This window comes from Dickeya parazeae Ech586, from assembly GCF_000025065.1.
GTDB classification, from domain to species: domain Bacteria; phylum Pseudomonadota; class Gammaproteobacteria; order Enterobacterales; family Enterobacteriaceae; genus Dickeya; species Dickeya zeae.
Genome location: NC_013592.1, coordinates 3,737,102 through 3,759,632 on the forward strand (window position 1 = coordinate 3,737,102; position 22,531 = coordinate 3,759,632).

A 22,531-nucleotide genomic window follows, 5' to 3' on the forward strand; every position below is an offset into this window, starting at 1 on the left:
GCAGCGTGACAAGAAAACCGCTTGAGGGCATGACGCTGGCTCTGATGACGTTCGCCCTGTCTCTGGCGACGTTCATGCAGGTGCTGGATTCAACCATTGCCAACGTCGCTATCCCGACTATCGCCGGGAATTTAGGTGCGTCGAACTCACAGGGTACCTGGGTCATCACGTCTTTCGGGGTCGCCAACGCCATTTCCATTCCGATTACTGGTTGGCTGGCAAAGCGATTCGGTGAGGTGCGTTTGTTCGTCTGGGCCACCGCCCTGTTTACCTTAGCCTCCTGGCTGTGTGGCATATCCACCAGCCTCGAAATGTTGATCGTCTGTCGTATGTTGCAGGGGTTGGTCGCGGGTCCAATTATTCCGTTGTCCCAAAGCCTGTTGCTGAACAACTACCCGCCCGCCAAACGGGGTATCGCTCTGGCCCTGTGGTCAATGACCGTGGTCGTCGCCCCGATCTTCGGCCCAATCCTTGGTGGTTTTATCAGCGACAACTACCACTGGGGATGGATCTTCTTCATCAACGTACCGCTAGGCATTATCGTTGTGTTGATAACCCTGCAAACTTTACGCGGGCGAGAGACCAAAACCGAGATCCGCCCTATCGATACGGTCGGGCTGGTTTTACTGGCAGCCGGTATCGGTAGTCTGCAAATGATGCTGGACCGCGGAAAAGAGCTGGACTGGTTTAACTCGACGGAAATCGTGACGTTGACGGTCGTCGCTGTCGTATCGCTAACGATATTGATCGTGTGGGAGCTCACAGACGAGCATCCGGTAGTTGACCTGTCGTTGTTTAAAATGCGGAACTTCACTCTTGGGTGCCTGTGTACCAGCCTGGCCTTCATGCTCTATTTCGGTGCCATTGTGCTGTTACCGCAGTTATTACAAGAGGTGTTTGGCTATACCGCCACCTGGGCCGGGCTGGCTTCTGCCCCCGTGGGGCTGATGCCGGTAATCCTTTCGCCGATCATCGGCAAATTCATGCATAAGCTGGATATGCGTCGTCTGGTAACGTTCAGCTTCATCATGTATGCGATCTGTTTCTACTGGCGAGCTTACACTTTCGAACCCGCCATGGATTTCGGTGCTTCCGCCTGGCCACAGTTCGTACAAGGATTTGCCGTCGCCTGCTTCTTTATGCCGTTAACCACCATCACGCTCTCCGGTCTGCCGCCGGAACGTATGGCGGCCGCATCCAGCCTGTCGAACTTCGCTCGTACGCTGGCAGGGTCTATCGGTACATCGATCACGACAACATTGTGGGAACGCCGGGAAGCGCTGCATCACGCCCAGTTGACGGAAGCGATCAATCCCTACAATCCGCTGGCACAGCAAACCTACCAACAGCTGGAAGCGATGGGGATGAGCCAACAGCAGGTGTCCAGCTATCTGGCCCAGCAGATTACCGCACAGGGGCTGATTATTAGCGCCAACGAAATCTTCTGGCTGTCGGCCGGAGTGTTTGTCGCGCTAATCGTGCTGGTCTGGTTTACCAAACCCCCATTTGGCAGTCACTCGGCAGGTGGCGCACACTGATCGGATACCGCACGACACTGAATCAAAAACGAAAAAAGAGGCCGCAACGTTATCCGTTGCGGCCTCCTTCAAAGGCTTTACTGACAAGCATTATGGCCAGGCCACCTTTTTTTATTCACTCAATCGGCGAACTGAACATCACTTAACCGTGATGCTGCCGCCACCACTCCGCCAGCAGGATCCCGGTCGCAACCGAGATATTCAGGCTTTCTACATTGCCGGTACCATCAATCGATACTTTGACATCGCCCTGCTGCCAGGCACTGTCTGACAAGCCATCGCCTTCCTGACCCAACACAATCACCGTCTTCGCGGGCAGCGAGACTTGCGACAAGGTGGTGCCCTTATGGCTGGACGTCGTCACGATGGTGTAACCCGCAGCACGGAACTGCGCCAGCGCATCAACCAGACCTTCAGCGCTGATGGCTTTCACATGCTCGGCGCCACCTTCAGCCGTACGCACTGCGGCACCGGATTCCAGCTGCGATGCATCATTGACCAGCACACCTTTCACACCAAAATGTGCGCAGCTGCGCATGATTCCGCCCAGATTATGTGGATTACCCACATCTTCCAGCGCCAGCACACAGTCAGTTTCCCCGGCTTCACGCAGGTAGGCAGTGACATCCAGACCACGGCGTTTCTTGATCAGAAAACACACACCGCCGTGATGTTCAGTACCGGATGCACGAGCAAGTTCTTCGTCCTCCACTACGTGGTAAGCCTTGCGGTTAGCCGCCATCCAACGCAGTGCCTCACGAAAACGCGGTGTGACTTCCTGCAAAAACCAGCCACGCACAATGGCTTCCGGACGGCTCAAAAACAGAGCCTGACAGGCATTTTCTCCGTAAACCCGCGTTTCCTCGGCACGCTGGCGGCGAATCTGCTCCGGGTCGACCTGGCTTTTACCGCTAATTCCGCCGTGATCCGGTGTCTCTTCTGGCGCACGTGATACCGTTTTCCAGGGAGAATCAGCATATTCCGGCGATTCACCGCGAACCGGACGCTCACGCCCAGCCGACTCACCGCGCCACTTACCGCCACGCCCGGCGCTGTCTTTATTATCTTTATTGTCCCGATCGCGTCCGCCACGCGGCGCACCATCACGCCCTTTACGGCTGCCACGGTTGCTGTCGCCACGGTTGCTATCACTACGATGGCTATCCCCGTCACCACGACGCTTATCCGATGTTCGTTTTGGCTTACTGCTTTTCTCGTCCCCGTCCTCGCTGCGGACGTACATGACACGGACTTTGCCGCCCTTTCCACTCAATGTATCGCTCATGATCTTCTCCACCTACGCGCTGGGCGCGAAGATTACCCTATGTACACCGGGTTAGCCACCAGCCCGATCATAAAAGTCACTAACTATTGTAACTATTGGGTAAAACGCCTTGTTGGTGTTCCACAGGCTATCCATACTTATCCTGTTTTCGCATCACAGTTGTTGATCCTTTTGCACCAAATGGACGCATCTTCATCAACAATACACTTGATTACAGCCCTTTTTCTATCAGAGGCCCGTTTATGAATACGGTATGTGCATTCTGCAACGCCACGAATCGACTGCCAGAAGAACGTATTAATGAAAACCAGAGCGCCAAATGCGGTCGTTGCGGTCATCCCCTGTTTAATGGGGAGGTGATTAACGCCACGGAAAAGACGCTGGATAAATTACTACAGGACGATCTGCCGGTGGTGGTGGACTTCTGGGCCCCCTGGTGCGGCCCGTGCGTCAACTTTGCACCGGTATTTGAAAGCGTCGCCGACGAAAATGCCGACAAGATCCGCTTTGTGAAAGTGAACACTGAGGCAGAACCGGCTCTGAGTGCCCGCTTTCGTATCCGCAGTATCCCGACTATCATGCTCTTCAAGCAAGGGAAAATGGTCGATATGCTTAACGGCGCGATGCCTAAAGCCCCTTTTGAGAGCTGGCTTAACGAATCGCTCTAAGTACACCCTGACCCGCATCATCACCAACAATCGGCCCCGTTTGCCACACGGGGCTTTAGGTCAGCAGCCCGGTCGTTTAGAATGACGCTTTTTAACGGAAAACCATGACCGGTAACGCTGTTCTGCGTCTGCGCCAGCAACGCCTTGCTCTCTCCACGCGCCCGTTTCGCGCCCGCGGTTGCCGCGTAACCCGCTGCCAGCGCTGTCTGCTGCCGGAAATTCATTGCCTGTGCGATACCCTCTCGCCCAGCACCGCTCGCAGCCGTTTCTGTCTGGTCATGTTCGACACCGAACCGCTAAAGCCCAGCAATACCGGTCGCCTGATTGCCGACATCCTGCCGCAAACGGATGCCTTTTTATGGTCTCGCACCGAACCTGACCCGGCCTTACTCGAGGCGTTACAAACCCCAGACTATCAACCCTGGCTAGTATTTCTGGCTGACGCCAACGAAGAGGGACGCCAGGTTTGCCATCAGTTACCCGCCAATGACAAACCGCCGTTGTTTGTGATGCTCGACGGCACCTGGCCGGAAGCGCGCAAAATGTTCCGCAAAAGCCCGTACCTCGATTCATTACCGATCCTGTCGCTCAGTGTGGACGCGTTATCCTGTTATCAACTGCGGGAAGCCAGTAGCGCCGGACAGCACTGCACCGCGGAAATCGCCATCGCCTTGCTGCATCAGGCTGGTGACCACACGGCCGCCGACGCACTGGGCGCACACTTTGACCGTTTTCGCCGCCACTATCTGGCAGGCAAAGCGCATCATGCGAAAAAGAAAATTTCTTCTACTGTCACAGCAAAATCGGCAACTGACGTTTAAGATCAATCAGGTGTATTCCAACAGGAGTAACTGATGAGCCAGCGTGGATTAGAAGCACTACTGCGGCCCCGTTCAATTGCGGTGCTCGGGGCGTCGGAAAAACCGGGACGAGCGGGTTTTCTGATGATGCGCAATCTGCTTGACGGCGGATTCAACGGACCGGTGCTGCCGGTCACCCCTAAATACAAGGCGGTATGTGGTGTTCTGGCGTACCGCGACGTCGCCAGCCTGCCAATGACACCTGACCTTGCGGTTATCTGCACACGCTCAGATCGTAATCTATCTCTGTTAGAAGCGTTGGGACAACGAGGCTGTAAAACCGTCATCGTGCTTTCCGCGCCGCCATCACAATTCGCCGAGTTGAAAAGCTGCGCCACCCGCTACGCTATGCGCCTGTTAGGCCCGAATAGCCTCGGTCTGCTGGCTCCCTGGCAGGGGCTTAACGCCAGCTTTTCACCGGTGCCGATTTTAAAAGGCAAACTGGCGTTTATCTCTCAATCGGCAGCTGTGTCCAATACAATACTGGACTGGGCGCAACAACGCGGCATTGGCTTCTCTTACTTTATCGCGCTGGGTGACAGCCTGGACATTGACGTTGATGACCTGTTGGACTTTCTGGCTCGTGACGGTAAAACCAGCGCCATTTTGCTACATCTGGAGCACATCAGCGACGCCCGACGTTTTCTTTCCGCCGCGCGCAGTGCTTCCCGCAATAAACCGATTCTGGTGATCAAAAGTGGTCGCAGCCAACAAGCGCAGCAACTGCTGCATGGCGGTCAGCATGGGTTGGATGCCGCCTATGACGCCGCAATCCAACGCGCCGGGCTGCTGCGGGTGCAAGACACCCACGAACTGTTTTCGGCAGTGGAAACCCTCAGCCACCTGCGCCCGTTGCGTGGCGAGCGTTTGCTGATTGTCAGCAACGGCGCATCCCCTGCCGCCCAGGCGCTGGATCAGTTGATTGCCCGCCAGGGCAAACTGGCAAAGTTGAGTGAAGCGACACAACAGGCGTTACGCGCCGTATTACCTGACGATGTCACTATCGGCAATCCGCTCGATTTGCGCGACGACGCGACTCCGCAACGCTATCAGGCCACGCTGTCGGCGCTGCTCGATAGCGACGATTATGATGCGTTGCTACTCATTCACGCCCCCAGCGCCGCCGCCCCAGGGACGGAAAGTGCAGAAAGCCTGATTCAGTTGTTGCAGCAACACCCACGTGGCAAGCGTATTACATTGCTGACCAACTGGTGCGGCGAGTTCTCCTCGCAGGAAGCGCGTCGTCTGTTCAACGAGGCCGGGATCCCAACCTACCGCACGCCGGAAGGTACGGTCACGGCATTCATGCATATCGTTGAATACCGTCGTAACCAGAAGCAGCTAAAAGAAACTCCGGCACTGCCCTCCGACCTCACCGCCAATGCCGCACAAGCGCACCAGTTAATCAGTCAGGCATTGCTGGAAGGCGCCACCCGGCTCGATACCCATGAAGTGCAGCCGATTCTACAGGCCTACGGCCTGAATACCCTGCCGACCTGGATTGCCAGCGATAGCACCGAGGCGGTGTACATCGCGGAAAAAATTGGCTATCCCGTGGCACTTAAACTGCGCTCGCCAGATATTCCCCACAAGTCGGAAATTCAGGGCGTTATGTTGTATCTGCAAAATGCCCAGGAAGTACAACTGGCGGCAGAAGCGATGCTGGAACGAGTCAGGCATACCAACCCACAGGCACGTGTTCACGGTTTGCTGGTGCAGGGCATGGCCAATCGTACCGGTGCGCTGGAGTTACGCATCGCCGTCGAACAGGATGCTATCTTCGGCCCGATCATTATGCTGGGAGAAGGCGGTACGGAATGGAACCGGGAAACACAGGCAGCGGTGGCCTTGCCGCCGCTGAACATGGCACTGGCGCGTTACCTGATCGTTCAGGCATTAAAAAGCGGTAAGATCCGTAGCCAAAATGCCCTCAAGCCATTAGATATTGCAGCCTTCAGCCGATTACTGGTGCAGGTTTCCAACCTGATTCTGGATTGCCCGGAGATTGTGCGTCTGGATATTCACCCACTGCTGGCTTCCGGCGAGGAGTTTACGTTGCTGGATGTGACCTTACATTTGGCCCCATTTAGCGGCGACCCACAATCGCGCTTATCGATTCGTCCGTATCCGCAGGAACTGGAAGAGAGCGTTTTGCTCAAGGATGGCTCATCCTGCCTGTTCCGCCCTATTCTGCCTGAAGACGAGCCGCTGTTGGCCCGTTTTATCGGCAAAGTGACGCGTGAAGATCTGTACTACCGCTATTTCAGTGAAATCAATGAATTTACTCATGAAGATTTAGCCAATATGACCCAGATTGACTACGATCGTGAAATGGCGTTTATTGCTGTCCGGGCTGATATCACCGGTGAGCCGGAAATTATCGGGGTCACACGCGCCATTGCCGACCCTGACAATATCAGCGCAGAATTCGCGGTACTGGTGCGTTCTGATCTGAAAGGGTTGGGATTAGGCAGGAAGCTGTTGGAAAAATTGATCCACTACGCCAGCCTCCACGGACTGAATCGTCTTAGCGGTATTACGATGCCGAACAATCAGGGAATGGTCTCGCTGGCGAAGAAACTGGGCTTCAATGTTGACGTGCAACTGGAAGACGGTATTGTCACGCTGGAACTGCCACTGGGTACGCCAGTGCAGCCATAACCCCGTGCGTAGATGTGGTTGAGATCTCGCTACCGGCAGTAAAACTTGCTCACACGCCTGCCAAGTAGTGGTATCATCGCCCGATTCGGCTATGCCTTAACATGTATTTCATGACCATGTGGTCATCCCACGATGAGAGAAGAATCGCACTGTGATGTTGTCAAAATTAAAGCGGACTAAATATCAACAACACCTTGCACAATTGCCTAAAATTCCTCAGTCTGCCGATGACGTCCAGACGCTTCACAGCCCGGCGCATTTCCGTACCACGCTGACAGAGCGGATTCTGCAGGCCAGGAAACGCATCTATGTGGTGGCTTTGTATCTGGAACACGATGATGGCGGCGAAGGTATTTTGTCTGCACTCTATCAGGCCAAGCGTCAATGCCCGGAACTGGAGATCAACGTACTGGTCGACTGGCACCGCGCACAACGCGGTCGCATCGGCGTCGCGGCCGATAGCACAAACGCCGACTGGTACTACGAGATGGCGCAACGATACGATGACGCCGCTTTCCCGATTTACGGCATCCCGGTAAATACCCGTGAGGCATTGGGTGTCTTACACCTGAAAGGGTTTATTATCGATGACACCGTGCTCTATAGCGGTGCCAGTCTGAATGATGTCTATCTCCATCAGCATGAAAAGTACCGCTATGACCGCTATCAGTTGATTCATAACCCGGTGCTGGCCGATGTGATGGCGCGTTATGTACAAGACCTGCTGGTGTCCCCTGCCGTACAACGCCTGGACACCTCTTCTCGTCCCAAAACCATCGACATCAAAAATGATATCCGTCAGTTCCGTCAGTCGCTACGTTCAGCAACCTATCTGCTACCGGGCGTCGGCGACAACAACAATCAGTTGACGGTCACACCGCTGGTTGGACTGGGAAAACAGAGCCCGCTGAATCAGACTATCCACCATTTGATGTACTGCACCGATCAGCGTCTGGTGATGTGTACGCCGTATTTCAATTTGCCTGCGCTGCTGGTGCGCAACATTATTCGCCTGCTACGTGACGGCAAGCAGATTGAGATCATTATTGGCGATAAAACGGCAAACGACTTTTTCATCCCGGAAGACCAACCATTTCGGATTATCGGTGCCCTGCCTTACCTGTATGAAATCAACCTGCGTCGCTTCCTGAGCCGCTTGCAGAAATATATCGACAGCAACCAGTTAGTGGTTCGCCTGTGGAAGGATGGCGACAACAGTTTCCACCTTAAAGGCATGTGGGTAGATGAACACTGGCAATTACTGACGGGCAATAACCTCAATCCCCGTGCCTGGCGACTGGATCTGGAAAACGCCATCCTGATTCATGACCCAGAACAGGTGCTGCAAGACCAGCGTCAGCAGGAGCTGGAATGCATTCGCGCTCACACCCAGGTCATCACGCACTATCAGCAGTTGCAGAGTATTGCACAATATCCGGTAAAAGTACGCAAGCTCATCCGTCGCCTGCGCCGAATCCGTATTGACCGCCTGATTAGCCGCATTCTGTAACCCTGCCTTCACCACCTCACAGTGGTGTTTACTGTTCACACAGATAAAACAGGAAAGACCTTATCGGAAGTAGCCGACATACGTCGGCTACTGCTTCGTGTAGCTGGCTGCCTATCATGAAAGCGTTTCACCTTTCCCTTTATGATGCAGCCCTAATGAAACCAGAAACGCCAGCGCCCCCATCAGTGAAACGTACCAAAAGAAGGACTCCTCCGTCCCCAGCGACTTCAACGATAAAGCAACATACTCAGCAGACCCGCCAAATAAGGCATTCGCTACAGCGTAAGATAACCCGACACCCAGTGCTCTGACCTCCGGAGGAAACATTTCCGCCTTCAAAATACCACTGATAGAGGTATAAAAGCTCACTATCACCAACGCTAGCATAACCAGCGAGAAGGCGATAACCGGGTTGGTCACCCCCTGCAAAGTAGACAGAATTGGTACCGTCAACAATGCCGACAACGCCCCAAAAAACAGCATTGAACTACGGCGGCCGATTTTATCAGACAGTGCGCCGAACAACGGTTGCAGTAACATGAAGACAAACAGCGCCAGTGTCATCAGCCCGCTGGCCGACTTGGCATTCATACCGGCGGTATTCACCAGATATTTCTGCATGTAAGTTGTGTAGGTATAAAAGCTTAGCGAGCCACCCGCAGTAAAACCCAGCACCATGATAAACGCCTTGCGGTTGTGCCACAGCCCGCGCAGCGATCCAGCATCTTTACGTGCACGGGTTTCGCTATTTAATGTTTCATTGAGTGAACGACGCAGAAACAAGGCAACCACCGCCAACGCCGCTCCCAGAGCAAAGGGGATACGCCATCCCCAGGAGCGTAACTCCACGTCAGAAAGCAAGTGTTGCAGGACGACCACCACCAGTAACGCCAGCAACTGACCACCAATCAGCGTGACATACTGAAAAGATGCGTAAAACCCCTTACGTCCTTCCAGCGCCACTTCACTCATGTAAGTTGCACTCGTCCCATATTCGCCACCTACTGATAGCCCCTGAAATAAACGCGCTATCAGTAGTAATATTGGTGCCCACACCCCAATCGCGGCATAACCGGGTAAACAGGCAATAACCAACGATCCCAGACACATCATGCACACCGATATCAGCATCGATTTTTTACGACCGTATTTATCAGCAATATAGCCAAACAACCAACCGCCGATGGGGCGCATCAAAAATCCAGCGGCAAAGACACCGGCTGTTTGTAACAGCTGCGTCGTCGTATTACCGGTTGGAAAGAAGATATGGGCGAAATAAAGAGAACAAAACGAATAGACGTAAAAATCAAACCACTCAACCAAATTACCCGAGGATGCGCCGACAATTGCCCAAATGCGTTGACGCGTGCTACTGACCATCATTCCATCCTGTGGCTTTATTGTATTCACCATGTACGATTTACCCTTTCTGTCTGTTATTTAATTATTCTTTTATATATAGCAGACACAATAAAACAGGCTTGAGGATTCAGGCAAAGACTAATCAGCCCATGTAATTATTTAAGCCAGAAACAGGATGTGAGCGCTATTTCTAATCGCAGTAAAACGAAATGGCTGATGTGGACTGAATACGTGATACATGGGGATCAAAGAAAAGGATCTACCGACCAAGGCTCCGGTTTTCGGGAACGATCGTAGACAGATGACAGATGACAGATGACAGATGACAGATGACAGATGACAGATGACAGATGACAGATGACAGATGACAAACAATAGGTCACAAGCAACGGATGAACAAAAGGCCCGTTCGAAAGAGCGGGCCTTTTGTCTTATGTGATGTCTGGCAGTTCCCTACTCTCGCATGGGGAGACCCCACACTACCATCGGCGCTACGGCGTTTCACTTCTGAGTTCGGCATGGGGTCAGGTGGGACCACCGCGCTCTCGCCGCCAGACAAATTCTTTTATTCATTTTGCCGAACGTAACTTAAAACAACTGGTGCTGATACCCAGAGTCGAACTGGGGACCTCACCCTTACCAAGGGTGCGCTCTACCAACTGAGCCATATCAGCACGCAAAATTTGATGCCTGGCAGTTCCCTACTCTCGCATGGGGAGACCCCACACTACCATCGGCGCTACGGCGTTTCACTTCTGAGTTCGGCATGGGGTCAGGTGGGACCACCGCGCTCTCGCCGCCAGGCAAATTCTTTTGATGTCTTTCAACATCCTAACCTTTCATGCCGCCGTGTATCGCTACACCACGCCATCCAATCCTCGAACAAGCCAAATTCTACTTTTAGTCTCTCACCAAAACACCTTCGGTGTTGTAAGGTTAAGCCTCTCGGGTCATTAGTACTGGTTAGCTCAACGTATCGCTACGCTTACACACCCAGCCTATCAACGTCTTCGTCTTAAACGTCCCTTCAGGGGCCTCAAGGGCCCAGGGAAGACTCATCTCGGGGCAAGTTTCCCGCTTAGATGCTTTCAGCGGTTATCTCTTCCGCACGTAGCTACCGGGCAGTGCCATTGGCATGACAACCCGAACACCAGCGGTGCGTTCACTCCGGTCCTCTCGTACTAGGAGCAACCCCCCTCAATCTTCCAACGCCCACGGCAGATAGGGACCGAACTGTCTCACGACGTTCTAAACCCAGCTCGCGTACCACTTTAAATGGCGAACAGCCATACCCTTGGGACCTACTTCAGCCCCAGGATGTGATGAGCCGACATCGAGGTGCCAAACACCGCCGTCGATATGAACTCTTGGGCGGTATCAGCCTGTTATCCCCGGAGTACCTTTTATCCGTTGAGCGATGGCCCTTCCATTCAGAACCACCGGATCACTAAGACCTGCTTTCGCACCTGCTCGAGCCGTCACTCTCGCAGTCAAGCTAGCTTATGCCTTTGCACTAACCTCCTGATGTCCGACCAGGATTAGCTAACCTTCGTGCTCCTCCGTTACTCTTTGGGAGGAGACCGCCCCAGTCAAACTACCCACCAGACACTGTCCCCAGCCCGGATTACGGGCCCAGGTTAGAACATCAAACATTAAAGGGTGGTATTTCAAGGTTGGCTCCATGCAGACTGGCGTCCACACTTCAAAGCCTCCCACCTATCCTACACATCAAGGCTCAAGGTTCAGTGTCAAGCTATAGTAAAGGTTCACGGGGTCTTTCCGTCTTGCCGCGGGTACACTGCATCTTCACAGCGAGTTCAATTTCACTGAGTCTCGGGTGGAGACAGCCTGGCCATCATTACGCCATTCGTGCAGGTCGGAACTTACCCGACAAGGAATTTCGCTACCTTAGGACCGTTATAGTTACGGCCGCCGTTTACCGGGGCTTCGATCAAGAGCTTCTCCCTGAGGATAACCCCATCAATTAACCTTCCGGCACCGGGCAGGCGTCACACCGTATACGTCCACTTTCGTGTTTGCACAGTGCTGTGTTTTTATTAAACAGTTGCAGCCAGCTGGTATCTGCGACTCTCGTCAGCTCCATCCGCAAGGGACTTCACCCACAAGAGCGTGCCTTCTCCCGAAGTTACGGCACCATTTTGCCTAGTTCCTTCACCCGAGTTCTCTCAAGCGCCTGAGTATTCTCTACCTGACCACCTGTGTCGGTTTGGGGTACGATTTAATGTTACCTGATGCTTAGAGGCTTTTCCTGGAAGCAGGGCATCTGTCACTTCAGCACCGTAGTGCCTCGTCATCACGCCTCAGTGTTAACAGCAGACCGGATTTGCCTGGTCCACCCACCTTCACGCTTAAACCGGGACAACCGTCGCCCGGATGACATAGCCTTCTCCGTCCCCCCTTCGCAGTAACACCAAGTACAGGAATATTAACCTGTTTCCCATCGACTACGCTTTTCAGCCTCGCCTTAGGGGTCGACTCACCCTGCCCCGATTAACGTTGGACAGGAACCCTTGGTCTTCCGGCGTGCGGGTTTTTCACCCGCATTATCGTTACTTATGTCAGCATTCGCACTTCTGATACCTCCAGCAGCCCTCACAGGCCACCTTCACAGGCTTACAGAACGCTCCCCTACCCAACAACACATTGTGTCGCTGCCGCAGCTTCGGTGCATGGTTTTAGCCCCGTTACATCTTCCGCGCAGGCCGACTCGACCAGTGAGCTATTACGCTTTCTTTAAATGATGGCTGCTTCTAAGCCAACATCCTGGCTGTCTGGGCCTTCCCACATCGTTTCCCACTTAACCATGACTTTGGGACCTTAGCTGGCGGTCTGGGTTGTTTCCCTCTTCACGACGGACGTTAGCACCCGCCGTGTGTCTCCCGTGATAACATTCTTCGGTATTCGCAGTTTGCATCGGGTTGGTAAGCCGGGATGGCCCCCTAGCCGAAACAGTGCTCTACCCCCGAAGATGAGTTCACGAGGCGCTACCTAAATAGCTTTCGGGGAGAACCAGCTATCTCCCGGTTTGATTGGCCTTTCACCCCCAGCCACAAGTCATCCGCTAATTTTTCAACATTAGTCGGTTCGGTCCTCCAGTTAGTGTTACCCAACCTTCAACCTGCCCATGGCTAGATCACCGGGTTTCGGGTCTATACCCTGCAACTAGACGCCCAGTTAAGACTCGGTTTCCCTGCGGCTCCCCTATTCGGTTAACCTTGCTACAGAATATAAGTCGCTGACCCATTATACAAAAGGTACGCAGTCACACCCTAAAGGTGCTCCCACTGCTTGTACGTACACGGTTTCAGGTTCTATTTCACTCCCCTCGCCGGGGTTCTTTTCGCCTTTCCCTCACGGTACTGGTTCACTATCGGTCAGTCAGGAGTATTTAGCCTTGGAGGATGGTCCCCCCATGTTCAGACAGGATACCACGTGTCCCGCCCTACTCGTCGAACTCACGACCTGTGCATCTTCGTGTACGGGACTGTCACCCTGTACCGTGCGCCTTTCCAGACGCTTCCACTGACACACAAGCCGATTCAGGTTCTGGGCTCCTCCCCGTTCGCTCGCCGCTACTGGGGGAATCTCGGTTGATTTCTTTTCCTCGGGGTACTGAGATGTTTCAGTTCCCCCGGTTCGCCTCACACACCTATGGATTCAGTGTGTGATAGTGTGACGAATCACACTGGGTTTCCCCATTCGGGTATCGTCGGGTATAACGGTTCATATCACCTTGCCGACGCTTTTCGCAGATTAGCACGCCCTTCATCGCCTCTGACTGCCTAGGCATCCACCGTGTACGCTTAGTCGCTTAACCTCACAACCCGAAAGTGTCTCGGGATATGAGTATTTTGAGAGACTCCAACAACACATGAATTCACACTCACATGCCGTCGTTTCAAATTATTCAGCTTGTTCCGGATTGTTAAAGAGCAGAATACTTCGCAGCATACTGTTGCCAGTACACTCTGAAGTCATTCGTAAATGGTGGAGCTATGCGGGATCGAACCGCAGACCTCCTGCGTGCAAAGCAGGCGCTCTCCCAGCTGAGCTATAGCCCCATAGATGCATCAACCTTTTCAACCCGCTTAGCCACAGAAACACTGCATACCCCGTCGCGCTCCGTGCAAAAGCACATCGTCAACGCAGTTCGTGAACGTTTCAAGGACAAGTAGAGTTGGTAGGCCTGAGTGGACTTGAACCACCGACCTCACCCTTATCAGGGGTGCGCTCTAACCACCTGAGCTACAAGCCTATAAGGTTTTACTGCTCATCTTCTTCATCAGACAATCTGTGTGGACACCCACGCAGGCACTTCTACTCGGTAAGGAGGTGATCCAACCGCAGGTTCCCCTACGGTTACCTTGTTACGACTTCACCCCAGTCATGAATCACAAAGTGGTAAGCGCCCTCCCGAAGGTTAAGCTACCTACTTCTTTTGCAACCCACTCCCATGGTGTGACGGGCGGTGTGTACAAGGCCCGGGAACGTATTCACCGTAGCATTCTGATCTACGATTACTAGCGATTCCGACTTCATGGAGTCGAGTTGCAGACTCCAATCCGGACTACGACGTACTTTATGAGGTCCGCTTGCTCTCGCGAGGTCGCTTCTCTTTGTATACGCCATTGTAGCACGTGTGTAGCCCTACTCGTAAGGGCCATGATGACTTGACGTCATCCCCACCTTCCTCCGGTTTATCACCGGCAGTCTCCCTTGAGTTCCCACCATTACGTGCTGGCAACAAAGGATAAGGGTTGCGCTCGTTGCGGGACTTAACCCAACATTTCACAACACGAGCTGACGACAGCCATGCAGCACCTGTCTCAGAGCTCCCGAAGGCACACCCGCATCTCTGCAGGCTTCTCTGGATGTCAAGAGTAGGTAAGGTTCTTCGCGTTGCATCGAATTAAACCACATGCTCCACCGCTTGTGCGGGCCCCCGTCAATTCATTTGAGTTTTAACCTTGCGGCCGTACTCCCCAGGCGGTCGATTTAACGCGTTAGCTCCGGAAGCCACGGTTCAAGACCACAACCTCCAAATCGACATCGTTTACAGCGTGGACTACCAGGGTATCTAATCCTGTTTGCTCCCCACGCTTTCGCACCTGAGCGTCAGTCTTCGTCCAGGGGGCCGCCTTCGCCACCGGTATTCCTCCAGATCTCTACGCATTTCACCGCTACACCTGGAATTCTACCCCCCTCTACGAGACTCTAGCCTGTCAGTTTTGAATGCAGTTCCCAGGTTAAGCCCGGGGATTTCACATCCAACTTAACAGACCGCCTGCGTGCGCTTTACGCCCAGTCATTCCGATTAACGCTTGCACCCTCCGTATTACCGCGGCTGCTGGCACGGAGTTAGCCGGTGCTTCTTCTGCGGGTAACGTCAATGAACAGGGTTATTAACCCTGCTCCCTTCCTCCCCGCTGAAAGTGCTTTACAACCCGAAGGCCTTCTTCACACACGCGGCATGGCTGCATCAGGCTTGCGCCCATTGTGCAATATTCCCCACTGCTGCCTCCCGTAGGAGTCTGGACCGTGTCTCAGTTCCAGTGTGGCTGGTCATCCTCTCAGACCAGCTAGGGATCGTCGCCTAGGTGAGCCTTTACCTCACCTACTAGCTAATCCCATCTGGGCACATCCGATGGCAAGAGGCCCGAAGGTCCCCCTCTTTGGTCTTGCGACGTTATGCGGTATTAGCTACCGTTTCCAGTAGTTATCCCCCTCCATCAGGCAGTTTCCCAGACATTACTCACCCGTCCGCCGCTCGTCACCCAGGGAGCAAGCTCCCTTGTGCTACCGCCCGACTTGCATGTGTTAGGCCTGCCGCCAGCGTTCAATCTGAGCCATGATCAAACTCTTCAATTTAAAGTTTGATGTGTTTTCCGAAGAAAACGGTGCTCAAAGAATTTACTGTTTATTCGTAATGAATTAACTGTTGTCACTCTTCAAGACTTTCACTAATTTTTTAGTGAAGCGTCCTGCGAGTGCCCACACAGATTGTCTGATTGATTGTTAAAGAGCAGTGCGACCGGTCTGAGCCTGCTGTCGCGAGGTGGCGTATACTACGCTTTCCTCATGAAGTGTCAACGATTATTTTCGTTTTCGCTTCCTGACACCGCGCTGCGTTGCCGCTGTTGCCGTGTCAGTGGGGTCGCATTATAGGGATCCGAACGGGTTACACAACCACTTTTTCAGTCTTTTTTTCCGTTCGCGCATTTTTCCACCCTTACGGCTATTTTCCATGCTGTTTTATCGTTTTAGGCAGGTCTGCCAGGCTATCAATTACCCAATCAGCCAATTTTTCGCCCTCTTCAGTGAGCGGCTTACCCGTTTTCACCAGAACTTTGGTTCCCACTCCTGCCACCTGTGCCGCCTGCATATCTTCCATTTTGTCACCCACCATATAGGAAGCCGCCATATCAATATGCAGATGACGCTGCGCGGAGAGGAACATGCCAGGCTGAGGCTTACGACAGTCACATTGTTGGCGGTACTCCCCTTCACCGGCATCAGGGTGATGCGGACAATAATAGATACCATCCAAATCAACACCGCGATCGGCCAACGACCAGTCCATCCATTCGGTAAGCTGCATGAACTGGTCTTCAGTAAACTTGCCTCTGGCAATCCCCGACTGATTGGTCACCAACACCAAGGCAAACCCCATTTTTTTGAGTTCATGCAAGGCCTCGATGACCCCATCGATAAATTGAAACTGATCGATTTCATGGACATAACCATGATCAACATTAATAGTACCGTCACGGTCGAGAAAAATTGCTGGAACGCTATTTGCCACTTACCTTTGCTCCTGATGGCGTAAATTGTGCGTAGTATCGCATGTTTTCATTATCAGAGAGAGTACATCCCCAATAGGATCTCGATTGACTTGGACGTCTAGACGCCTTAACATCCCTTCCACATTGGGCCGGATTATCATGGTTTCTAATCCGGCTATCGGCATCTTTGATAAAACTTATGATTGAACTAATTAATATTACAAAGGTTTTTCAGCAAAAGGGGCGCGCCGTCACTGCACTTGACGACGTGACATTACGCGTACCCGCTGGCCAGATTTATGGCGTAATCGGCGCATCAGGTGCGGGTAAAAGCACACTGATTCGTTGCGTGAATCTGTTGGAAAGACCGACTCAAGGGAAAGTGTTGATCGACGGGAAAGATCTGATGAGCCTGTCGGAAAGCCAGCTGACGCGCACTCGCCGTCAAATCGGCATGATTTTCCAGCACTTCAATTTGTTATCCTCCCGTACCGTATTTGGCAACGTGGCGTTACCGCTGGAACTGGATAATACTCCCGCGTCTGATATCAAGCAGCGGGTACATCAACTTCTGGATTTGGTCGGCCTGTCGGACAAACATGATGCCTACCCGGCCAACCTGTCTGGCGGTCAAAAACAGCGTGTCGCCATCGCCCGTGCGTTGGCAAGTAATCCTAAAGTACTGCTGTGTGATGAAGCCACCAGCGCACTGGACCCAGCCACTACCCGTTCTATTCTTGAATTACTAAAAGATATTAATCGCCGACTGGGTCTGACCATTCTGTTGATTACGCATGAAATGGATGTCGTTAAACGTATTTGTGATCAGGTGGCGGTGATCAGTGACGGCAAGCTGATTGAACAGGACACGGTCAGCGAGGTGTTCTCACACCCGAAAACGCCGCTGGCACAGAAATTTATTCAGTCTACCCTGCATCTGGATATTCCAGATGACTACCAGCAACGGCTATCACCAACACCCCGTCAGGGGAACGTACCGCTGCTGAGAATGGAATTCACCGGTCAGTCGGTTGATGCGCCGCTGTTGTCCGAAGTGGCTCGCACGTTCAACGTTAACAACAACATTATCAGTGCGCAGATGGATTACGCCGGTGGCGTTAAATTCGGCATCATGCTGGCAGAAATGCACGGACAAGACACCGATACTCAGGCAGCTATCGCATTTCTGCAGCAACACCATGTAAATATTGAGGTATTGGGTTATGTCTGAAGCCATGATCTGGTTGCTTGCCCGCGGTGTATGGGAAACCGTGGTAATGACATTTGTGTCCGGTTTCTTTGGCTTTGTACTGGGGTTGCCTATTGGTGTGCTGTTGTATATCACCCGACCCGGGCAAATTATCGCCAATCCCAAGCTCTACAGTAGTATTTCCGCATTAGTAAACATCTTCCGCTCAATTCCCTTCATTATTTTGTTGGTGTGGATGATCCCGTTTACCCGAATCATTGTCGGAACCGCGATTGGCTTACAGGCAGCGATCGTACCGTTGACGGTAGGTGCCGCACCGTTTATCGCCCGTATGGTGGAAAACGCCTTGCTGGAAATTCCAACCGGATTGATTGAAGCGGCACGCGCCATGGGCGCAACACCGATGCAGATTATCCGTAAGATTCTGCTCCCTGAAGCACTCCCCGGTTTGATCAATGCGGCGACGATTACCCTGATTACGTTGGTCGGTTACTCAGCGATGGGTGGCGCAGTCGGCGCGGGTGGTCTGGGGCAGATTGGCTATCAGTATGGCTATGTCGGTTATAACGCCACCGTGATGAATACCGTACTGGTTCTGCTGGTGGTACTGGTTTATCTCATTCAGTTTTTTGGTGAAAGAACAGTTCGCGCGGTTACTCATAAATAATTGAGTTTTAGTATCGCGTTTATCTTCTTCAGTGCAGGTTAAAAACATTACATAGGGGTAAAAAATGGCAATTAAATTGAAATCTCTCGCCGCAGTAGGTGCGTTGATTGGTGCACTGGCGCTGGCCGGATGCGGTCAGGAGCAGAAGAACCCTAACCACATTAAAGTGGGCGTTATCGTCGGTGCAGAACAACAGGTAGCGGAAGTGGCACAGAAAGTCGCCAAAGAAAAATACGGCCTGGATGTTGAGCTGGTGACCTTTAATGATTACGTGCTGCCGAACGAAGCGCTGAGCAAAGGCGATATCGACCTGAATGCCTTCCAGCACAAACCGTACCTCGACCAGCAAATTAAAGATCGCGGTTACAAGCTGGTTTCCGTCGGCAACACCTTTGTGTATCCGATCGCGGGCTATTCCAAAAAAATCAAATCGCTGAGCGAATTGCAAAATGGCGCCCAGATAGCACTGCCTAACGACCCGACAAACCTGGGCCGCTCGCTGTTGCTGCTGCAGAAAGTCGGCTTAATCAAACTCAAAGACAACGTTGGCCTGTTACCGACCGCGCTGGATGTGGTTGAAAACCCGAAAAACCTGAAACTGGTTGAACTGGAAGCGCCGCAATTACCGCGTTCTTTGGATGACGACCAGATTGCGCTGGCTATCATCAACACCACCTATGCCAGCCAAATCAATCTGACCCCAGCTAAAGATGGCCTGTTTGTAGAAGACAAAAACTCACCATACGTTAACCTGCTGGTTGCTCGTGAAGACAACAAAGACGCAGAAAACGTGAAAAAATTCGTCAAGGCCTATCAGTCTGAGGAAGTGAATCAGGCGGCGTTGAAAGTCTTTAATGGTGGTGCAGTGAAAGGCTGGTAAGTTAATACTTACTTTCTTGCACAAAAGAGATGAAAGACGGGCGCCAGCCCGTCTTGTTATTTTCTGTATAGCTTGATTCAATAACCGCACTTTATCCAAGCCAGAGGAAAATTTATGCGTGCTGTACCTGTTCTGTTGTTGGCGCTTTCGCTAACAGGGTGTTCCCTGCTGCACAAACCCGCTGCGCCTACGCCACAACCTCAGCCCCCTGCGGCAGTAGAACCTCCGCCGAAGCCGAAGCCGGTCGTACACACTGCGCCAGCAGTGCTGTATAAAAGTGCCGAAGAACTGGTAGGCAAGCCATTCCGCGATATGGGCGAAGTATCTGGTTCCTCCTGCCAGTCAAGTGCACAAGATACACCGCCTAGCATTCCCTCTGCCCGCAGAAAGATGCAAAACCGCGCGACCGCCATGAAAGCCAACGCCGTATTGCTGCATGACTGCCAGATAATCAGCAATGTCGCAGGATGCTACCGTCAGGCGGTTTGCCAGGGCACCGCATTGAAAGTTTCCGCGCAATGAGCCAATTTTGCTTTAATCAGATCGGTGTTATCCGCTCCCCTTATAAAGAAAAATTCGCCGTACCCCGGCAACCCGGTCTGATTAAGGATGGCGGTGGGGAGTTACATCTCCTCTCGCCTTATGATCAACCCGAGGCCGTTCGCGGGCTCGAGGATTTCAGTCATCTGTGGCTACTGTTTATCTTCCACCAGACAGCCTCCGCTGGCTGGCGCCCAACGGTCAGGCCGCCGCGTTTGGGCGGCAATGCCCGTATGGGCGTATTCGCTACCCGTTCAACGTTTCGTCCGAACCCGATAGGCATGTCACTGGTTGAACTCAAAGCGGTTCGCACGGGGCGGGATGGCGTAATACTGGATCTGGGCAGTCTGGACCTGGTCGATGGCACCCCCATCGTTGATATCAAACCGTATTTACCATTCGCAGAAAGCCAGCCGCAGGCGCGAGCCGGCTTTGCACAGTTGGCCCCCGACGCCGAGATGCCCGTTCGTTTTTCCGCGCTGGCGGAACAGCAACTGACTACGCAGCAGCACATTCATCCTAATTTGCGGCGTTTCATTACCCAGGTGCTGGCGCAAGACCCTCGCCCAGCCTACCGCAAAGGGGAGGATGACACCAAAGTGTATGCCGCACGGCTGTTGGAATTTAATGTCAAATGGCAGGTCATTGACGGTCAAACGGAAGTTATCAGCCTTGATGGCGGTTAAAAAACACGGCGGCGACTTTTGGGGAACCGCCCGCACTGGTAAACTAAACCACTTTTTCTGCCTAAACCACACTGTGGTTAATGCTATTTATTTGTTCTGACGGAACTCAAACATCATGCGTACAAGTCAATACATGCTCTCCACGCTGAAGGAGACGCCTGCCGATGCCGAAGTCATCAGCCATCAGTTAATGCTGCGTGCCGGGATGATTCGTAAACTGGCATCCGGCCTTTATACCTGGTTGCCAACCGGATTGCGGGTGCTGAAAAAAGTCGAAAACATCGTGCGTGAAGAAATGAATAACGCCGGTGCCATCGAGATTTCAATGCCGGTGGTCCAACCCGCTGACTTGTGGCAGGAAAGCGGCCGCTGGGAGCAATATGGTCCTGAACTGTTGCGCTTTGTTGACCGTGGCGACCGCCCGTTTGTACTCGGCCCAACGCATGAAGAAGTGATTACGGATTTGATCCGTAACGAAATCAGCTCCTACAAACAGTTGCCGCTGAACTTCTACCAGATCCAGACCAAATTCCGTGATGAAGTCCGTCCGCGTTTTGGCGTCATGCGTGCGCGTGAATTCCTGATGAAGGATGCGTATTCGTTCCATACTACGCAAGAATCCCTGCAGGTTACTTACGACGCCATGTATGCCGCCTACGGCAAGATTTTCAGTCGCATGGACCTCGATTTCCGCCCGGTACAGGCCGACACAGGTTCTATCGGTGGCAATGCATCCCATGAATTCCAGGTGCTGGCCAGCAGCGGTGAAGACGACATCGTCTTCTCTACAGAGTCGGATTACGCTGCCAATATCGAGCTGGCGGAAGCCGTTGCACCGGAACATGGCCTGAGTGCACCCACTCAGCCTATGACACTGGTAGATACGCCGAACGCTAAAACCATCGCCGAACTGGTCGAACAGTTTACTCTGCCAATAGAAAAAACCGTTAAGACTCTGCTGGTGAAAGCGACTGAAGAAAGCGGCCATAAACTGGTTGCCCTGCTGGTTCGTGGCGATCACGAACTGAACGAAGTCAAAGCCGAAAAACTGGAACTGGTTGCCAGCCCGCTGACATTTGCGACCGAAGATGAAATCCGTGCGGTTGTAAAAGCAGGCCCTGGTTCTCTGGGGCCAGTCAATATGCCGGTACCGGTTGTCGTTGACCGGACTGTCGCCGTCATGAGCGACTTCAGTGCGGGTGCCAACATTGATGGTAAGCATTACTTCGGTATCAACTGGGAACGCGATATCACACTGCCGCAGATTGCGGATATCCGCAATGTAGTGGAAGGTGATCGCAGCCCGGACGGTAAAGGCACGTTGCTTATCAAGCGTGGTATCGAAGTGGGCCACATCTTCCAGTTGGGTAAAAAATATTCCGAAGCGTTGAAAGCCACGGTACAAGGTGAAGACGGTCGTAACCAGACTCTGACCATGGGATGCTACGGCATCGGTGTCACCCGTGTGATCGCCGCCGCCATTGAACAGAACCACGACGATCGCGGTATTATCTGGCCTGACGCCATTGCGCCGTTCCAGGTCGCGATTCTGCCGATGAACATGCATAAATCCTTCCGTGTGCAGGAAGTAGCCGAAGGCATCTATCAGCAGTTACGTGCAAACGGCATTGATGTGTTGCTGGATGACCGTAAAGAGCGTCCTGGCGTTATGTTTGCCGATATGGAATTGATCGGGATTCCGCATACTATCGTGATTGGCGATCGTAACCTCGACAACGATGAGATCGAATATAAGCACCGCCGTAAAGGTGAGAAAGAGATGATCAAAGCCGGCGATATCGTTGAGTTTTTGCTATCTCAATGTGCCCGATAAGGCAAACCGCCTCTCAGACATACAACG

Annotated in this window: 14 protein-coding genes, 3 tRNA genes and 4 rRNA genes; 11 read left to right on the top strand and 10 right to left on the bottom strand. The window is 52.8% G+C overall.

Annotated elements, in window-relative coordinates; genetic code table 11:
• Positions 1-5 precede the first annotated feature (5 nt).
• The gene (emrB, locus tag DD586_RS16330; protein WP_012885925.1) at positions 6-1,538 is read left to right on the top strand and encodes a multidrug efflux MFS transporter permease subunit EmrB; all 1,533 of its coding nucleotides are present in this window, start codon (positions 6-8) and stop codon (positions 1,536-1,538) included.
• A gap of 142 nt (positions 1,539-1,680) precedes the next feature.
• On the opposite strand, the gene DD586_RS16335 is transcribed toward emrB, so the two are convergent.
• On the bottom strand, positions 1,681-2,823 hold the full coding sequence (locus tag DD586_RS16335) for a tRNA/rRNA methyltransferase (protein WP_012885926.1): 1,143 nt from the start codon (positions 2,821-2,823) through the stop codon (positions 1,681-1,683).
• Between the two features lie 242 nt (positions 2,824-3,065).
• On the opposite strand from DD586_RS16335, the gene trxC reads away from it, so the two are divergent.
• The 4 genes from trxC to pssA all read left to right on the top strand — a co-directional run bounded on the left by trxC (position 3,066) and on the right by pssA (position 8,522).
• Entirely contained in the window at positions 3,066-3,491 is a 426-nt protein-coding gene (trxC, locus tag DD586_RS16340; RefSeq protein ID WP_012885927.1) for a thioredoxin TrxC, read from the top strand.
• Between the two features lie 104 nt (positions 3,492-3,595).
• Entirely contained in the window at positions 3,596-4,312 is a 717-nt protein-coding gene (locus DD586_RS16345; RefSeq protein WP_012885928.1) for a tRNA-uridine aminocarboxypropyltransferase, read from the top strand.
• Positions 4,313-4,345: 33 nt separating this feature from the next.
• The gene (locus tag DD586_RS16350) at positions 4,346-7,012 is read left to right on the top strand and encodes a bifunctional acetate--CoA ligase family protein/GNAT family N-acetyltransferase (RefSeq protein ID WP_012885929.1); all 2,667 of its coding nucleotides are present in this window, start codon (positions 4,346-4,348) and stop codon (positions 7,010-7,012) included.
• Between the two features lie 202 nt (positions 7,013-7,214).
• Positions 7,215-8,522 carry a CDP-diacylglycerol--serine O-phosphatidyltransferase gene (pssA, locus tag DD586_RS16355; RefSeq protein ID WP_407635429.1) on the top strand — a complete coding sequence of 436 codons (1,308 nt, stop codon included), beginning with the start codon at positions 7,215-7,217 and terminating at the stop codon, positions 8,520-8,522.
• Positions 8,523-8,636: 114 nt separating this feature from the next.
• Here the strand turns inward: pssA and DD586_RS16360 are convergent, their stop codons facing one another.
• The 9 genes from DD586_RS16360 to gmhB form a co-directional block, all read right to left on the bottom strand.
• A complete protein-coding gene (locus DD586_RS16360) occupies positions 8,637-9,935 on the bottom strand; it encodes an MFS transporter (RefSeq protein ID WP_012885931.1) in 1,299 nt (432 codons plus the stop codon).
• Between the two features lie 389 nt (positions 9,936-10,324).
• Positions 10,325-10,440 (bottom strand): 5S ribosomal RNA (gene rrf, locus DD586_RS16365).
• Positions 10,441-10,482: 42 nt separating this feature from the next.
• A tRNA-Thr gene (locus tag DD586_RS16370) sits at positions 10,483-10,558 on the bottom strand.
• Between the two features lie 14 nt (positions 10,559-10,572).
• Positions 10,573-10,688: ribosomal RNA gene (gene rrf, locus DD586_RS16375) — 5S ribosomal RNA — on the bottom strand.
• A gap of 128 nt (positions 10,689-10,816) precedes the next feature.
• Positions 10,817-13,722 (bottom strand): 23S ribosomal RNA (locus tag DD586_RS16380).
• 168 nt (positions 13,723-13,890) lie between these two features.
• Positions 13,891-13,966, bottom strand: a tRNA-Ala gene (locus DD586_RS16385).
• Between the two features lie 117 nt (positions 13,967-14,083).
• Positions 14,084-14,160 (bottom strand) — tRNA-Ile (locus DD586_RS16390).
• 70 nt (positions 14,161-14,230) lie between these two features.
• A 16S ribosomal RNA gene (locus tag DD586_RS16395) occupies positions 14,231-15,773 on the bottom strand.
• The 16S, 23S and 5S rRNA genes sit together here with 3 tRNA genes alongside, the layout of an rRNA operon.
• A 367-nt stretch (positions 15,774-16,140) precedes the next feature.
• A complete protein-coding gene (gene gmhB, locus DD586_RS16400; RefSeq protein ID WP_012885932.1) occupies positions 16,141-16,707 on the bottom strand; it encodes a D-glycero-beta-D-manno-heptose 1,7-bisphosphate 7-phosphatase in 567 nt (188 codons plus the stop codon).
• A gap of 179 nt (positions 16,708-16,886) precedes the next feature.
• Between gmhB and metN the strand changes: the two genes are divergently transcribed.
• The 6 genes from metN (at position 16,887) to proS (ending at position 22,504) form a co-directional block, all read left to right on the top strand.
• The gene (gene metN / locus DD586_RS16405) at positions 16,887-17,918 is read left to right on the top strand and encodes a methionine ABC transporter ATP-binding protein MetN (protein WP_012885933.1); all 1,032 of its coding nucleotides are present in this window, start codon (positions 16,887-16,889) and stop codon (positions 17,916-17,918) included.
• On the top strand, positions 17,911-18,564 hold the full coding sequence (locus DD586_RS16410) for a methionine ABC transporter permease MetI (protein ID WP_012885934.1): 654 nt from the start codon (positions 17,911-17,913) through the stop codon (positions 18,562-18,564). The genes metN and DD586_RS16410 overlap by 8 nt, the downstream gene beginning before the upstream one ends.
• 64 nt (positions 18,565-18,628) lie before the next feature.
• The gene (locus DD586_RS16415; RefSeq protein ID WP_012885935.1) at positions 18,629-19,444 is read left to right on the top strand and encodes a MetQ/NlpA family lipoprotein; all 816 of its coding nucleotides are present in this window, start codon (positions 18,629-18,631) and stop codon (positions 19,442-19,444) included.
• Between the two features lie 114 nt (positions 19,445-19,558).
• On the top strand, positions 19,559-19,966 hold the full coding sequence (gene rcsF, locus DD586_RS16420; RefSeq protein ID WP_012885936.1) for an Rcs stress response system protein RcsF: 408 nt from the start codon (positions 19,559-19,561) through the stop codon (positions 19,964-19,966).
• On the top strand, positions 19,963-20,670 hold the full coding sequence (gene tsaA / locus DD586_RS16425; protein ID WP_012885937.1) for a tRNA (N6-threonylcarbamoyladenosine(37)-N6)-methyltransferase TrmO: 708 nt from the start codon (positions 19,963-19,965) through the stop codon (positions 20,668-20,670). The genes rcsF and tsaA overlap by 4 nt, the downstream gene beginning before the upstream one ends.
• 115 nt (positions 20,671-20,785) lie before the next feature.
• The gene (gene proS, locus DD586_RS16430; RefSeq protein ID WP_012885938.1) at positions 20,786-22,504 is read left to right on the top strand and encodes a proline--tRNA ligase; all 1,719 of its coding nucleotides are present in this window, start codon (positions 20,786-20,788) and stop codon (positions 22,502-22,504) included.
• Positions 22,505-22,531: the final 27 nt, after the last annotated feature.

Coding starts and splice junctions, on each gene's coding strand:
- DD586_RS16335 (WP_012885926.1), bottom strand. CDS start 2,823: ATGAGCGATACATTGAGTGGAAAGGGCGGCAAAGTCCGTGTCATGTAC.
- trxC (WP_012885927.1), top strand. CDS start 3,066: ATGAATACGGTATGTGCATTCTGCAACGCCACGAATCGACTGCCAGAA.
- DD586_RS16345 (WP_012885928.1), top strand. CDS start 3,596: ATGACCGGTAACGCTGTTCTGCGTCTGCGCCAGCAACGCCTTGCTCTC.
- DD586_RS16350 (WP_012885929.1), top strand. CDS start 4,346: ATGAGCCAGCGTGGATTAGAAGCACTACTGCGGCCCCGTTCAATTGCG.
- DD586_RS16360 (WP_012885931.1), bottom strand. CDS start 9,935: ATGGTGAATACAATAAAGCCACAGGATGGAATGATGGTCAGTAGCACG.
- metN (WP_012885933.1), top strand. CDS start 16,887: ATGATTGAACTAATTAATATTACAAAGGTTTTTCAGCAAAAGGGGCGC.
- DD586_RS16410 (WP_012885934.1), top strand. CDS start 17,911: ATGTCTGAAGCCATGATCTGGTTGCTTGCCCGCGGTGTATGGGAAACC.
- DD586_RS16415 (WP_012885935.1), top strand. CDS start 18,629: ATGGCAATTAAATTGAAATCTCTCGCCGCAGTAGGTGCGTTGATTGGT.
- rcsF (WP_012885936.1), top strand. CDS start 19,559: ATGCGTGCTGTACCTGTTCTGTTGTTGGCGCTTTCGCTAACAGGGTGT.
- tsaA (WP_012885937.1), top strand. CDS start 19,963: ATGAGCCAATTTTGCTTTAATCAGATCGGTGTTATCCGCTCCCCTTAT.
- proS (WP_012885938.1), top strand. CDS start 20,786: ATGCGTACAAGTCAATACATGCTCTCCACGCTGAAGGAGACGCCTGCC.